17 protein-coding genes are annotated in these 13,058 nt (G+C 39.8%); all 17 read left to right on the forward strand.

Going from position 1 to position 13,058, the window contains the following annotated elements; genetic code table 11:
* The first annotated feature begins 2 nt into the window (after positions 1-2).
* The 17 genes from hydA (at position 3) to BTR25_RS19560 (ending at position 12,675) form a co-directional block, all read left to right on the forward strand.
* A complete protein-coding gene (gene hydA / locus BTR25_RS19480) occupies positions 3-1,421 on the forward strand; it encodes a dihydropyrimidinase (RefSeq protein WP_075689689.1) in 1,419 nt (472 codons plus the stop codon).
* 147 nt (positions 1,422-1,568) lie between these two features.
* Positions 1,569-3,008: an NCS1 family transporter gene (locus tag BTR25_RS19485; protein WP_075689690.1), complete on the forward strand. Its 1,440-nt coding sequence runs from the start codon at positions 1,569-1,571 to the stop codon at positions 3,006-3,008.
* A gap of 16 nt (positions 3,009-3,024) precedes the next feature.
* Positions 3,025-3,234 (forward strand): hypothetical protein, encoded by a 210-nt coding sequence (locus BTR25_RS19490; RefSeq protein WP_075689691.1) that lies wholly within the window; start codon positions 3,025-3,027, stop codon positions 3,232-3,234.
* A gap of 15 nt (positions 3,235-3,249) precedes the next feature.
* On the forward strand, positions 3,250-4,605 hold the full coding sequence (locus BTR25_RS19495; RefSeq protein WP_075689692.1) for an aspartate aminotransferase family protein: 1,356 nt from the start codon (positions 3,250-3,252) through the stop codon (positions 4,603-4,605).
* A 269-nt stretch (positions 4,606-4,874) separates the two neighbouring features.
* On the forward strand, positions 4,875-5,840 hold the full coding sequence (locus BTR25_RS19500) for a DNA-binding transcriptional repressor DeoR (protein ID WP_075689693.1): 966 nt from the start codon (positions 4,875-4,877) through the stop codon (positions 5,838-5,840).
* Positions 5,833-6,492, forward strand: a complete 660-nt coding sequence (gene pduL / locus BTR25_RS19505; RefSeq protein WP_083652472.1) for a phosphate propanoyltransferase — start codon at positions 5,833-5,835, stop codon at positions 6,490-6,492. The genes BTR25_RS19500 and pduL overlap by 8 nt, the downstream gene beginning before the upstream one ends.
* Positions 6,493-6,496: 4 nt before the next feature.
* Positions 6,497-7,231, forward strand: a complete 735-nt coding sequence (locus BTR25_RS19510) for a hypothetical protein (RefSeq protein WP_075689694.1) — start codon at positions 6,497-6,499, stop codon at positions 7,229-7,231.
* A 3-nt stretch (positions 7,232-7,234) separates the two neighbouring features.
* A complete protein-coding gene (locus BTR25_RS19515; protein ID WP_075689695.1) occupies positions 7,235-7,534 on the forward strand; it encodes a EutN/CcmL family microcompartment protein in 300 nt (99 codons plus the stop codon).
* 2 nt (positions 7,535-7,536) lie between these two features.
* Positions 7,537-8,958 carry an aldehyde dehydrogenase family protein gene (locus BTR25_RS19520; protein WP_075689696.1) on the forward strand — a complete coding sequence of 474 codons (1,422 nt, stop codon included), beginning with the start codon at positions 7,537-7,539 and terminating at the stop codon, positions 8,956-8,958.
* A gap of 122 nt (positions 8,959-9,080) precedes the next feature.
* Positions 9,081-9,359, forward strand: a complete 279-nt coding sequence (locus BTR25_RS19525; RefSeq protein WP_075689714.1) for a BMC domain-containing protein — start codon at positions 9,081-9,083, stop codon at positions 9,357-9,359.
* Between the two features lie 11 nt (positions 9,360-9,370).
* Entirely contained in the window at positions 9,371-10,210 is an 840-nt protein-coding gene (tpiA, locus tag BTR25_RS19530) for a triose-phosphate isomerase (RefSeq protein WP_083652473.1), read from the forward strand.
* Complete coding sequence (locus tag BTR25_RS19535; protein ID WP_075689697.1) at positions 10,207-10,665, forward strand: RpiB/LacA/LacB family sugar-phosphate isomerase; 459 nt, start codon at positions 10,207-10,209, stop codon at positions 10,663-10,665. Before tpiA ends, BTR25_RS19535 begins: the two co-directional genes overlap by 4 nt.
* Positions 10,666-10,675: 10 nt before the next feature.
* Positions 10,676-10,948, forward strand: coding sequence for a EutN/CcmL family microcompartment protein (locus tag BTR25_RS19540; RefSeq protein ID WP_075689698.1), 273 nt, complete (start codon positions 10,676-10,678; stop codon positions 10,946-10,948).
* A 15-nt stretch (positions 10,949-10,963) separates the two neighbouring features.
* Positions 10,964-11,239, forward strand: a complete 276-nt coding sequence (locus BTR25_RS19545) for a BMC domain-containing protein (RefSeq protein WP_075689699.1) — start codon at positions 10,964-10,966, stop codon at positions 11,237-11,239.
* Positions 11,239-11,502 (forward strand): EutN/CcmL family microcompartment protein, encoded by a 264-nt coding sequence (locus tag BTR25_RS19550; protein ID WP_075689700.1) that lies wholly within the window; start codon positions 11,239-11,241, stop codon positions 11,500-11,502. Before BTR25_RS19545 ends, BTR25_RS19550 begins: the two co-directional genes overlap by 1 nt.
* A gap of 174 nt (positions 11,503-11,676) precedes the next feature.
* Entirely contained in the window at positions 11,677-12,324 is a 648-nt protein-coding gene (gene deoC, locus BTR25_RS19555) for a deoxyribose-phosphate aldolase (protein WP_075689716.1), read from the forward strand.
* A 150-nt stretch (positions 12,325-12,474) separates the two neighbouring features.
* A complete protein-coding gene (locus BTR25_RS19560) occupies positions 12,475-12,675 on the forward strand; it encodes a helix-turn-helix domain-containing protein (RefSeq protein ID WP_075689701.1) in 201 nt (66 codons plus the stop codon).
* The last annotated feature ends 383 nt before the right edge of the window (positions 12,676-13,058 follow it).

Genomic DNA, 13,058 nt, shown 5'->3' on the forward strand with positions numbered 1-13,058 from the left:
GATTGAGAAAATTAATTAAGAATGGAATCATTGTTACTGCCTCAGATACGTACCAAGCTGAGATTCTAATTGAGGATGGAAAGATTAGTCAGATTGGATCCAATTTGTCATCTGCTGGAGCAGAGGTGATTGATGCAAAGGGCTGTTATGTTTTCCCTGGTGGTATCGATCCACACACACATTTAGACATGCCTTTTGGGGGGACGGTGACAAAGGATGATTTTGAAACTGGTACAATAGCTGCTGCGTTTGGAGGAACCACAACGGTGATCGATTTCTGTTTAACCAACAGGGGGAGACCATTAAAAGAATCTATTCAAACCTGGCATGAAAAATCGAAACAAAAAGCAGTTATAGATTATGGCTTTCACTTAATGATTGCTGAAATAAATGATGATGTTTTGAACGAGCTACCTTATGTAATAAACGAAGAGGGCATTACTTCCTTCAAAGTGTTCATGGCATACAAAAACGTATTTCAGGCCGATGACGAAACACTCTTTCGAACACTTGTTTCCGCAAAGGAACATGGTGCCCTTGTTATGGTGCATGCGGAAAATGGAGATGTGATTGATTATTTAACTAAGAAAGCAATCGCAGAAGGTAAAACAGAACCGATTTATCATGCACTTACACGACCGCCTGAATTAGAAGGGGAAGCCACAGGCCGGGCTGCTAAACTGACAGGATTGGCCAACTCGCAATTATATGTTGTCCATGTGTCTTGTGCTGATGCAGTTGAACAAATTACGGAAGCACGCAGTAAAGGGTTTGATGTTTGGGGAGAAACCTGTCCACAATATTTGGTATTAGACAAAAGTTATTTAGAAAAGCCGAACTTTGAAGGAGCCAAGTATGTTTGGTCACCGCCCCTTCGAGAGAAATGGAATCAAGATGTCCTTTGGAATGCCTTAAAAAGTGGTCAACTACAAACACTAGGGTCTGATCAATGCTCCTTTGATTTTAATGGTCAGAAAGATCTTGGACGTGATGACTTCACAAAAATTCCTAATGGCGGACCAATGATAGAAGACCGGTTAACTATTCTGTTCTCAGAGGGGGTGAGGAAGGGAAGGATTAGCTTGAATCAATTCGTAGATATTACCTCAACGAGGACGGCTAAATTATTCGGATTATTTCCGAAAAAGGGAACGATTGCCGTTGGTACAGATGCTGACCTTGTTTTATTTGACCCTAATGCAGAACGTGTACTATCAGCAGAAACCCACCATATGGCGGTAGACTATAATGCCTTTGAAGGCATGAAGGTTACAGGTGAGCCTGTTTCTGTTTTATCTCGTGGTGAGTTTGTTGTCAGAGATAGACAGTTCGTCGGTAAGCCAGGTTCCGGCCAATATCTAAAAAGAGCCAAGTACAGTGTGTATGAATCATTAAATCGAAACGAGACATTACCTATTTAACACCTCAAAAAAACTACAAATCATCATTCACTATTTGAACCTCCTGCAGTTGTTTGAGCTTCAAGCAATTGCAAGAAATTTTGCTGCTTCGGTTTTTTGATTTGGGTTGTAAATTCACTAAACACCAACCGAAAAAGGAGTGTTCATATGAGTAAAAGTCACTTAAAATCTTCAGATTTATTACCAATACAACAAAAAGACCGAAAAGTTTCATCATTAGGGTATTCGTTCATGTGGGTTGGAATGGTAGTCGTTCTTGCAACATTCGCAATCGGAGGAGCAGGTGTGGTCAGCTTATCATTGCCTCTGGTCATTATTGCAACAATTATTGGAACGCTTGCTATTGGTTTCTTTATTTCATTAATTGCAGATATTGGGATTGAACATGGCTTATCATTCCCTGTTTATATGAGAGCACCATTTGGAACCATTGGAACTCATATCCCGTCCATTACCCGGGGAGTTACTGCCTCTGCTTGGTTCGGTATTAACACTTATTTTGGTGCAACAGCGATGAATGGAATTTTAAACATTCTTTTTGGATTTGATAACTGGTTTGTTTGCTTCCTCATTTTTGCAGCCTTGCAATTAATCAATACAGCTCTGGGGATCAAATCTATTGAACGGTTTGCAGATTTAGCAGCTCCTATCATCATACTAATCTCAATTTGGATGTATATCTCCCTATCCGACTCAGCTCAAGCAGCTGGACGGGACGTTTGGAGCTGGGTAGAATCTCCTGTTACGGGAGGAGCGGCTTTTACAGCTTTTATGGTAGTTATTTTTAGTAATATGGGATTCTGGGCGACATTAAGTGCTGATATTCCTTCCATCTCACGGTTTATTAAAGCGCCTGTCAATGAGAAAAATTGGTTTAAAAGAAATAAGGGATCCTTATTCGGAAACTTAATTGCGATGCCAATTGCACAAACATTTATGATAACCATTGGTGCCGTATCCTATATAGCTGTATTAAACGCCGATCCAGTAGTAGCCCTTCAAAAGTCAGCGAGTGGGGTTATTTTGGCTGTGTTACTACTGATGATTGTATTGGCACAATGGTCTACAAATACTGCTGCTAATGTTGTACCTGCCGCAACTATTTTCTCAAATGTAGGTGGACCGAGGTTTCCGTTCTGGGCGGGAGTTATTACAGCTGGAATTGTGGGAACCATCGTACAGCCTTGGGAATTATTCGGGGTCATTATACCGATTTTATTAATAGTCGGGGGTATTTTATCAGCAATTGTTGGGATTCTTTTTGCAGACTATTATTTACTTCGTAAAAGAAGAGTCAATGTTCCAGATTTATATGAAGATGATGGTCAATTTAAATATATGGGCGGAGTAAACGTTGCTGGATTTATGGCCTGGATTATTGGAGGTTATGTATCCTATATTTTCCCAACATATGGTTTCTTAGTTGGCTTTTTACTAGGTGCTGGCATATATTATATCCTAGCTAAATACTGGTGGTTTAAAAAATATCTGCAGGCTGAAATTGAAGATCCAAGTGATGAAAAATATCTTGGCATATCAGTCGGACGTGACTGGATCATTGAAGACAAAGAAGTTGGGAACGTGTGATATAAGGGGGAATAAGATGTCAGAATATCGGCAATATCTCGAAGAAAAGCAAAAAATCGACATTCTGATTCAAAAGGGTTATCGCATAAACAGTATACGTGAACATTTAGACGGAGCAACTGTTGAATTTTTGCACCAAAATGAAAAAGAAATTGAGACATTGTTAATCGGAACAGCTAATGCTAGAAAGTATTTTTCTAGCATGCTAATTAAGCTAGGTGTATAACAGGAGGCTGGTTAGATGGTTCAAGCTAGTGATTCTAAAGAAAAATTACTCAACCAGGATGAAAAATATATTTGGCACTCAATGAAACCATATAACCCAGAAGCGACCATCGTTGCTGTAAAGGCCGAGGGTGCCTGGGTTACAGATGCAGACGGCAAACGTTATTTAGATGCTATGGCAGGATTATGGTGTGTGAATGCGGGATATGGAAGAACTGAACTCGCCGAAGCGGCTTATGAGCAATTAAAGCAAATGGCTTACTTTCCACTGACGCAAAGTCATGTACCCGCTATTAAACTAGCACAAAAGTTAAATGATCTACTGGGTGATGAATATGTTATTTTTTTCTCAAACAGTGGGTCTGAAGCAAATGAAACAGCCTTCAAAATGGTCCGCCAATATCATCAGCAGAGAGGTGAGCATAATCGTTACAAAATTCTTGCACGGTATCGAGGTTATCATGGAAATTCAATGGGGGCGCTAGCTGCTACTGGTCAGGCACAAAGGAAGTATAAATATGAGCCGCTGGCACCGGGGTTCATTCACGTATCTCCACCAGATTCATACCGTGATCATACAGAAGTTGCTAATGAAAGGGATTTATCTTCCGTTCAAGAGATTGATCGGACCATGACCTGGGAACTCAGTGAAACAATAGCTGCTATGATTATGGAACCGATTATCACAGGCGGAGGCGTGTTGATCCCTCCTGATGGTTATATGAAGGCAGCAAAAGAGGTTTGTGAAAAACATGGTGCCTTATTAATAGTCGATGAAGTCATTTGCGGCTTTGGACGTACAGGTAAGCCATTTGGCTTTATGAATTATGACGTAAAGCCAGACATTATTACAATGGCAAAAGGAATCACTAGCGCCTATTTACCTCTATCAGCAACTGCCGTTCGCAAGGAGATCTATGAGGCCTTTAAAGGGACAGAGGAATACGAGTATTTCCGCCATGTCAATACATTTGGCGGCAACCCGGCAGCTTGTGCCCTGGCTTTAAAGAATCTCGAAATAATGGAAAAGGAACAATTGTTTGACCGTTCGCGAGAATTAGGCAAACAAGTATTAACAGAGCTTAACGTACTCCTAAAAGACCATCCGTATGTAGGCGATGTTCGTGGAAAAGGGCTTTTATTGGGCATTGAATTGGTTAAAGATAAACAAACGAAAGAACCTCTTGATGTGTCATTAGTTAATCAAGTGATTACATCTTGTAAGCAGGATGGTTTATTAATTGGGAAGAATGGGGCAACTGTTGCTGGATTTAATAATGTTTTAACGTTATCACCACCTTTAAATATCAAGCAGGAAGATTTAGACTTTATGATCCAAACCTTGACTGGTGCTCTTAATAAAATTCTATAACCTGTAAAATAACCACAAGCTATCTACACTAGCAATTGTGGTTATTTTTTTATTATAAGATAAAAAAATGTCGAAATTTTCGGTGAAGCAGATTGACAGATTAGATAGCTAGGTTATAATGAAATTAACAAATGTTCAAGGGGGCTTTACAAAATTTCACACTAGAAATTCTAGCTTGAGCAAATGTTAAGTGTTATTGAACATATTTTTGCAACCGTTTTCTTTCAGAATGATATTTTCATATTTTTAAAAAATTAGGTGATGTCGTAATGGCGGATGAAAAAATTTCGCGGTTAGTTGAAATAGCTAAAATGTATTACCAATTAGACTATAGTCAACAAGAAATTGCGAAAAGACTTGGTATTTCCCGCCCCACCGTCTCTAGGCTTCTGATGCAAGCAGTTGAAGAAGGGATCGTTCATATAAAAATCTACAATCCTGCTGAAGATGTTGAGCAAGTGGCAATGCAGATTCAAGAAAAATTCCAATTAAAGAATTGCATTGTTGTACCTATTCCTGAATATGAGGACCAGCTAATTAAAGAGAAGCTGGGCGAGGTTGCTGCAGATTACTTATATGAGATTGTCCAAACTGGCGATACGATCGGAATTACTTGGGGGACGACTTTATATCATCTAGTAAAAAAAATTCAACCAAAGAATGTAAAGGACGTCACCATCGTTCAGCTAAATGGTGGGGTTAGCTACTCAGAATCAAATACATATTCATCAGAAATTATTAATGGTTTGGCAAATGCTTTTCATACCACACCACATTTCTTACCAGTCCCGGCTGTAGTGGATCATATCGTTGTTAAGCAGGCCATTATAGCGGATCGACAAGTAAAGAAAGTGCTGGAGTTAGGGAAACAGGCTAATATTGCTATGTATACCGTAGGTGAACCAGGAGAACAATCTACACTTATGCATGCAGGATATTTTACTGAAAGCGATATTGACGTTCTCAAAACGAATAACACCGTGGGAGATATTTGTTCTAGGTTTATTGATGTTCACGGGAAAATTAGTAACGATACCCTCAATGATCGCACAATAGGAATTGAGCTTACTGATTTAGCTGATAAAGAGTACGGGATCCTTGTTGCAGGCGGAAGTACAAAGGTTGAAGGGATTTATGGTGCGCTTTGTGGAAGACATGCTAATGTCCTTATTACCGATCAGTATACAGCAAAGGCTTTATTAGATATGGGAGGTGACCTGAACATTAATGGATAAAGAGAAAATAAGATTACTAGTCCAAGAGATTGTCAAAAAAACTCTTAATCATTCAAAGCAAGTTCCTATTGCTGTTTCTAACCGCCATATACATTTATCACCTGAGCATGTTGAAAGACTTTTCGGTCGTGGTTATCAGCTAAATAAACTAAAGGATCTTTCCCAGCCAAACCAGTTTGCAGCAAAAGAAACAGTTACACTGATTGGGCCTAAAGGGAAAATTGCTAATGTCCGTGTACTAGGACCATCGAGAGGTAGTACACAGGTGGAAGTGTCATTATTTGATGGTTTCACCTTAGGTGTGAAGCCGCCTATTAGAAATTCCGGTGATATAAAAGGCTCTGCGCCGATAATGATTCAAGGTCCTCGTGGCCAAATTAAAATTGATGAAGGACTAATTTGTGCAGCAAGACATATCCATATGCATACGAGTGATGCGGTGCACTATGAAGTTGCTGATGGTGATCTTGTACAAGTAAAGGTTGAGGGGCAGCGTGGAATTATTTTTTCAAACGTTTTGATTCGTGTCTCACCCAAATACAAGCTGGAAATGCATATTGACCTTGATGAAGCGAATGCGGCAAATATTAAAAATGGACAACTAGGTGAGATTATCTCTGTTGAAAGTAAAAAACAAGTAGGCGGGGGTTGATACAATGGATGTAAAAGCAAAGGTTAAAATCCTTGTTCAGCAGGTAGTTGAAGCCTACATAAAGGAACAATTAAAGATTAATAAGAATCAGTCAATCGCAATTCTATTAGGCTATCAATCTCCTAATCCATCAGAAATTTTGAAAGCGATTACTCCATTACTGGTTCATTATGATGTAACCATACTTTTAACAAAAGAATGGCTTCCAGTACCAGAGCAGATTGGGGGAACCACTTATTTACGGTTAGAGGATACTAGCCAGGTAGATTTAATGGAGATTGTCGAAAAAACATCCCTCCTTGTTGTACCAGCTGCGTCCTACCGGCTGCTATCAAAACTGGCTTTAACAATGGATGATGAAGCAGGGGTTTGGTTAGCAATCCAATATCAATTGCTTGGGAAGCCAATTGTAATCGCTAACAATTATGTTGAACCGAACGTGTACCAACAAATACATGCGCCTTATTCGGTGCAAGAGAGATTACAGAGTTATATCAGACAAATCCGTACGGATCAGGTAAATTGGATTCCGTTAAGTAAGCTAAATCAAAATATAGCTGACCAGTTACAAGCTTTCGAGGCAAAGAAGTCTCTCATTCTTGAGAAACATATTGAGCATGCTCAACGTGATGGTTTAACTGAAATCTCCCTGCCGCAGAAAAGTCAGGTAACACCAGCGGCAAAAGATTTGGCTAGAGAATACAACATTCAAATTAAGCAATCCTCGAAAGGAGGATAGCCGATGATTATTTGTAAAGTAGTCGGTTCAATCGTGTCAACAACTAAAGCAGAAAAGCTAAAAGGAAAAAAACTGCTGATTGTTCAGCCGCTAGACATGAAAACAATCGAAGAAGATGGTAAACCTCTTGTTGCGATCGATACGGTTGGATCAGGGGTTGGAGAAGTTGTACTACTTGTCAGTGGAAGCTCCGCTAGACAAACAGAAATAACAAATGGTGTACCCGTTGATGCGGCAATTGTTGGGATTGTCGACCAAATTGAAATACAAGGGTCGTTAACCTTTAAGAAAGGGGGTAACTAAGCTTGCAAATTACTGAAAGCGATATCAAAAAAATGGTTGAGCAAGCGCTTCAGCAGTTAGTTCAAAACAATCAAGCTGCTGCTGGCCAAGCTAGTGATATTAGTTTAGAAAATGGCGTATTTGCGACTGTGGACGAAGCTGCAGCGGCTGCGAGAGCGGCTTGGGAGAAGCTTCGAAAACTTCCGCTTGCAGCTAGGAGAAATATGATTGACAAAATGCGTGAAGTAAGTCGTAAGCATGCCAAGGAATTAGCTGAATTAGCAGTGATGGAAACAAAGTTGGGAAGAGTCGATGATAAAATTGCAAAGATCCTATTGGCCGCTAATAAAACACCAGGTGTCGAAGATTTAATGAGTACAGCCTATTCTGGCGATGATGGTCTAACCCTAGTGGAATATGCGCCAATTGGTGTTTTTGGTTCCATTACGCCTTCGACCAATCCGGCGGCAACAGTGATTAATAATTCTATTTCTTTAATCGCAGCCGGGAATACAGTGGTGTATAATCCACATCCGAGTGCTGCGCGGGTATCGATTAGAACGATGCAGCTTTTAAACTTAGCGATTACTTCTGCAGGTGGTCCAGAAAACACTCTAACCTCTGTAGCAAGTCCTAACCTTAAAACATCTGCAGAAGTCATGAACCACCCAAATGTAAACGCTCTAGTGGTTACAGGCGGAGGTCCAGTAGTGAAAGCGGCGATGGCTGTTGGGAAAAAGGTAATTGCTGCTGGACCAGGTAATCCACCAGTTGTTGTTGATGAGACTGCCATTATTTCAAAAGCAGCTGCAGATATCGTGAAGGGGGCGAGCTTTGACAACAATATTCTTTGTACAGCTGAAAAGGAAGTATTTGTTGTTGAAAAAGTGGCAAATGCCTTAAAAACTGAAATGGTGAAAAATGGTGCATTCGAGGTTAAAGGAAGTCAATTAGAGAAACTTCTTGCTACAGTCCTTACGAAGAAAAATGATAAATTTTATCCGAACAGAGATTTTATCGGAAAAGATGCATCTGTAATCTTACAAGCCGCAGGAATTCAAGCAGGACAAGATGTTAAATTAATCATTGCTGAAACAACCAAAGATCACCCATTGGTCATGACAGAAATGCTAATGCCGGTTTTGCCAATCGTAAGAGTAGCAAATGTCGATCAAGCGATTGAGCTAGCTGTGATTGCAGAAAAAGGAAACCGTCATACAGCCATTATGCATTCACAAAATATCACCAACCTAACAAAAATGGCTCAAGAAATTCAGGCAACTATTTTTGTGAAAAATGGTCCTTCTGTAGCAGGATTAGGTTTTGAAAGTGAAGGTTTTACAACCTTGACCATTGCCGGTCCTACTGGTGAGGGATTGACCAGTGCTAAAACATTTACTCGTCAAAGACGCTGCGTTTTAGTAGATGGATTAAGAATACTATAGTAGGTGAGTAAATATTGGCTGAATTAAATGAAGTAAATCAAGATAGCTTACCAAACAAAACAGCAAGAAAAACGAAGAAACAAGAACAACCAATACTGGAGAATCCTAGAGGAGGAAATAAAATGGGTCAGGAAGCATTAGGTATGATTGAGACAAAAGGTTTAGTAGGTGCAATTGAGGCGGCAGATGCAATGGTAAAAGCAGCTAACGTAACATTAGTTGGCAGAGAGCTTGTTGGTGCTGGTCTTGTTACAGTAATGGTAAGAGGAGATGTAGGGGCTGTAAAAGCTGCAACAGAAGCAGGAGCAGAGGCAGCACAGCGTGTTGGATCACTTCTTTCTGTACACGTGATTCCACGTCCAAATACTGAGGTAGATGCGATTATCCCGAAAGCTGAATAAGGGGAATTAGTATGGAAGCTTCCATCGAGAGCTATATCAAAAATCTAGTAAGAGATGTAATCGGACAGACACTAGGAGAGCTTCAATTTCAAGGCGAACGACAAACATATGTCGTAGCCAACTGGAAGATGAATAAGAACCTTTCAGAAACTGCCGATTATTTTCAAACAATAAAAAGCAACCGTAATGTTTCAGTTGTGGTATGTCCACCTACGCACTTACTTTATCCTGCACAGCTATTTATTAAACAACAAGTAAAACCAATTGCACTTGGTGCTCAAAATGTACACTGGGCTGAAAAAGGGGCATACACAGGGGAAATCTCTGTTAAGATGCTTCGGGATGCTGGCTGTGAATATGTCATTATCGGTCACTCAGAGAGAAGGCAATACGCTTACGAAGATAATGAACTTGTAAATTTAAAAGCTAAACAGGCAATGAAGTCAGGGTTAATCCCAATCATTTGTATTGGTGAAACGTTAGAACAGAAAAACCATATGCAAACAGAAACGGTGTTAAAAGAACAGCTTTTCGGCGCGTTGAAAGAACTAGAGAGCAGCAAGTTTATTATAGCCTATGAGCCAGTATGGGCGATCGGAACAGGTCAATCAGCTACACATGAGCTAGCAMAGCAAACACATGCCTATATCCGGACGATTTTAAAAGAAGTAATGGGTCAAACAGCAGAAAACATTTCTATTTTATACGGTGGCTCGGTAAATGAAAAAAATGCGGCTGACTATAGTGCAATGCCAGATATTGATGGTGTACTTGTAGGCGGGGCAAGCTTACATTCCCAGTCATTTGATGAAATAATTGATGTATTTGCCAAAGGAGATCAAAATCAATGAAAAAAATTGCTATTGGCAGTGACCATGGTGGATACGCGCTAAAAGAAACTTTAAAAAAATATTTAACTGAGCTCGGTTATGAATATTTGGATTATGGTTGCCAAGAAAAAGAATCAGTTGATTATCCTGATATCGCCTTTCTAGTCGGCGAGACTGTCGCTACAAATGACGATTATGTTGGAATCATGATTGATGGTGTCGGCGTTGGCAGCGGTATGGTTCTGAATAAAATACCAGGTGTCCGAGGGGCTGTTTGCTGGGATCTATCATCCGTAATCAACAGTCGCGAACATAATAATGCCAATGTGTTATCCATTGGCGGCCAATTTATCGGAGAAGGACTTGCAAAGCAATTAGTGAAAACTTGGTTAGAGACAGATTTTGCTGGAGGCCGGCATGACCGCCGCGTGACAAAGATTATGGAAATTGAGAGTCGCTTTTTGGGAAGAAGGTAGGTTTTAATTCATGTTTGTAGCCAAAGTGATTGGAAATATGGTCTGTACTCATAAAAATGACAATTTAAAAGGGTTAAAACTTCTGATTGTCCAACCAGTTGATGAGGATTTACAGGACAAAGGAAAACCACTTGTGGCGATCGATACAATTGGGCAGTCAGGTGAAGGTGACCTTGTTTATTTAGCAAAAAGCAGAGAGTCTTCCTTGTCGCTTAATAAAGATTTAGTCCCATCAGATGCAGGTATTTTAGGAATCATAGACTACTATAATGTGAGAAAATGAATGGAGGAAAAGTAAATGAATAACGCATTAGGAATGATCGAAACAAAAGGTTTAATAGGTGCAATTGAAGCAGCAGATGCGATGACAAAAGCAGCAAACGTAACTTTAGTAGGTAAAGTGAATGTTGGCGGCGGTTTAGTTTGTGTTATGGTACGTGGAGATGTAGGCGCTGTTAAAGCAGCTACAGAAGCAGGTGCAGATGCAGCACAGCGTGTAGGCGAATTCTTGTCTGTTCATGTCATCCCAAGACCACATTCTGATATCGAAAAGATTCTTCCTCAAGTAAAGTAATGAAGCTTGCTAAAGTCGTTGGGAATGTCGTTTCAACGATTAAAACACCAAGTCATCAAAATAAGAAACTAATGGTCGTCATTCCTGTTGATCAATTCGGAATAGAATGCGGGGATGCAATGATTGCATTCGACCGCTTTCACGCGGGTGTTGGCGACTATGTCCTAATTTTAGAAGAAGGTGGATCAGCAAGAGACATTTTAGAGGACCCAAATGGTTCCTTTGATGCTGTCATTGCCGGGATCGTTGACCGATTACATTAATAAGAGGTGACAAGAATGCAAATTGAAGCATTAGTTGAACAAATTACAAATCAAATCCTACAACAATTAACCAATAAAGAAGAATTAAAAGCTGTTAAACCAACGGTAAATGGTAATGTAACCTATAAAGAAGGTTCTTCATCCAATATTATAACTGGTCCATCCGTTGCTAGAATGATTGACCACACTCTATTAAAACCAGAAGCAAGCTATGAGCAAATTGTTAAGCTTTGTGAGGAAGCAAATGAACATAAGTTTGCTACAGTATGTGTAAATCCATATTGGGTTTCTACAGCTGCTAAAGAATTGAAGGGCTCTGGTGTTGGAGTAACAACAGTTGTGGGCTTCCCATTAGGTGCTACTAGTACATTTGTGAAAATTGCGGAAACTCGTGATGCAATTGCAAATGGAGCAACTGAAATTGATATGGTCATCAATATTGGCGCTCTAAAATCAGGAGACTTTGAAACTGTTAAAAAAGACATTGAAGGTGTTGTTTTAGCTGCAAAGGGTCATGCTCCTGTCAAGGTTATTATTGAAACTGGTTTACTTGAGATTGAAGAGAAGAAGAAGGCTTGTATTCTAGCTAAAATGGCTGGAGCAGACTTTGTAAAAACGTCTACCGGCTTTGGTCCTGGTTGTGCGACTGCAGAAGATATTAAGCTAATGCGTGAAGCTGTCGGTCCAGATTTGGGCGTAAAGGCATCCGCATGTGTAAGAGATTTAGATACAGCTAGAAAACTAATTCAGGCTGGTGCTACTAGAATTGGTGCAAGCTCAAGTATAGCCATCATCACGGGTGGTCAAGGGACAGGCTATTAATTGATAGAGTTCTACCTATAAGTATGAGTTTTCCTATTGTTTAGGCGATGGAAAACTCATTTTTTCTCCTAAAGTGTTGTAAATAGTTTAATATTTAATTATAATAATAATATTATATGTAATCGCTTACATTTAAAAGGAGTGTTGTAAATGAATCATATCGGACATCAACTTCAGAAAATTAGAACGAATAGAGAAATGGAAATCGAAAATCTTGCCATGTTAACCGGAATCAATGCGGATACCCTTTCTGCCATTGAGGCAGGCAAGTTAGATGTTCAAATATCTACATTAGCTAAACTATCCGATGTATTAAACTGCTCCTTCTCAATCGGAGATGTCTCCATTTAAAAGTTTGGCTGTGTTAATGGATACTGTTGATTTTAGAACCTGTTGATTGGAGTGAAAGGCGCTTGACTCCTGCGGGATGTACGAGCTGAGTGAGACCCCACAGGTCGGAACGGAGGGCACTGAAGAACTTCCGTTTTTTATATTTTATAAATAAGGAAAAGGCATTATGGATGAAAAAAGACAAAAAAAAGCAACTTCCTACCGAAATTCGAAGGGAAGTTGCTTATACCTCTGCCTATTTCCTATTCTTTTTCATTAAGAAGTTTTATTATCCGTTTGAGATTGACAGCGAATATGGTTGTGGCTCCTTGAATTTCCATACCAAATAAACCCGAGGATTCGGCTGTTTCAAAACCGTGCCCATGCTTGAGTTCACTATTTTT

This window comes from Bacillus sp. MRMR6 (assembly GCF_001940785.1).
Lineage (GTDB): Bacteria > Bacillota > Bacilli > Bacillales > Cytobacillaceae > Neobacillus.

What these genes read in the sequence shown, in the direction of transcription:
- BTR25_RS19495 (WP_075689692.1), top strand. Translation starts at nt 3,250, where the DNA reads ATGGTTCAAGCTAGTGATTCTAAAGAAAAATTACTCAACCAGGATGAA.
- BTR25_RS19500 (WP_075689693.1), top strand. Translation starts at nt 4,875, where the DNA reads ATGGCGGATGAAAAAATTTCGCGGTTAGTTGAAATAGCTAAAATGTAT.
- BTR25_RS19535 (WP_075689697.1), top strand. Translation starts at nt 10,207, where the DNA reads ATGAAAAAAATTGCTATTGGCAGTGACCATGGTGGATACGCGCTAAAA.
- BTR25_RS19560 (WP_075689701.1), top strand. Translation starts at nt 12,475, where the DNA reads ATGAATCATATCGGACATCAACTTCAGAAAATTAGAACGAATAGAGAA.
- BTR25_RS19525 (WP_075689714.1), top strand. Translation starts at nt 9,081, where the DNA reads ATGGGTCAGGAAGCATTAGGTATGATTGAGACAAAAGGTTTAGTAGGT.
- deoC (WP_075689716.1), top strand. Translation starts at nt 11,677, where the DNA reads ATGATTGACCACACTCTATTAAAACCAGAAGCAAGCTATGAGCAAATT.
- BTR25_RS19515 (WP_075689695.1), top strand. Translation starts at nt 7,235, where the DNA reads ATGATTATTTGTAAAGTAGTCGGTTCAATCGTGTCAACAACTAAAGCA.
- BTR25_RS19545 (WP_075689699.1), top strand. Translation starts at nt 10,964, where the DNA reads ATGAATAACGCATTAGGAATGATCGAAACAAAAGGTTTAATAGGTGCA.
- BTR25_RS19485 (WP_075689690.1), top strand. Translation starts at nt 1,569, where the DNA reads ATGAGTAAAAGTCACTTAAAATCTTCAGATTTATTACCAATACAACAA.
- pduL (WP_083652472.1), top strand. Translation starts at nt 5,833, where the DNA reads ATGGATAAAGAGAAAATAAGATTACTAGTCCAAGAGATTGTCAAAAAA.
- BTR25_RS19540 (WP_075689698.1), top strand. Translation starts at nt 10,676, where the DNA reads ATGTTTGTAGCCAAAGTGATTGGAAATATGGTCTGTACTCATAAAAAT.
- BTR25_RS19510 (WP_075689694.1), top strand. Translation starts at nt 6,497, where the DNA reads ATGGATGTAAAAGCAAAGGTTAAAATCCTTGTTCAGCAGGTAGTTGAA.
- BTR25_RS19490 (WP_075689691.1), top strand. Translation starts at nt 3,025, where the DNA reads ATGTCAGAATATCGGCAATATCTCGAAGAAAAGCAAAAAATCGACATT.
- BTR25_RS19550 (WP_075689700.1), top strand. Translation starts at nt 11,239, where the DNA reads ATGAAGCTTGCTAAAGTCGTTGGGAATGTCGTTTCAACGATTAAAACA.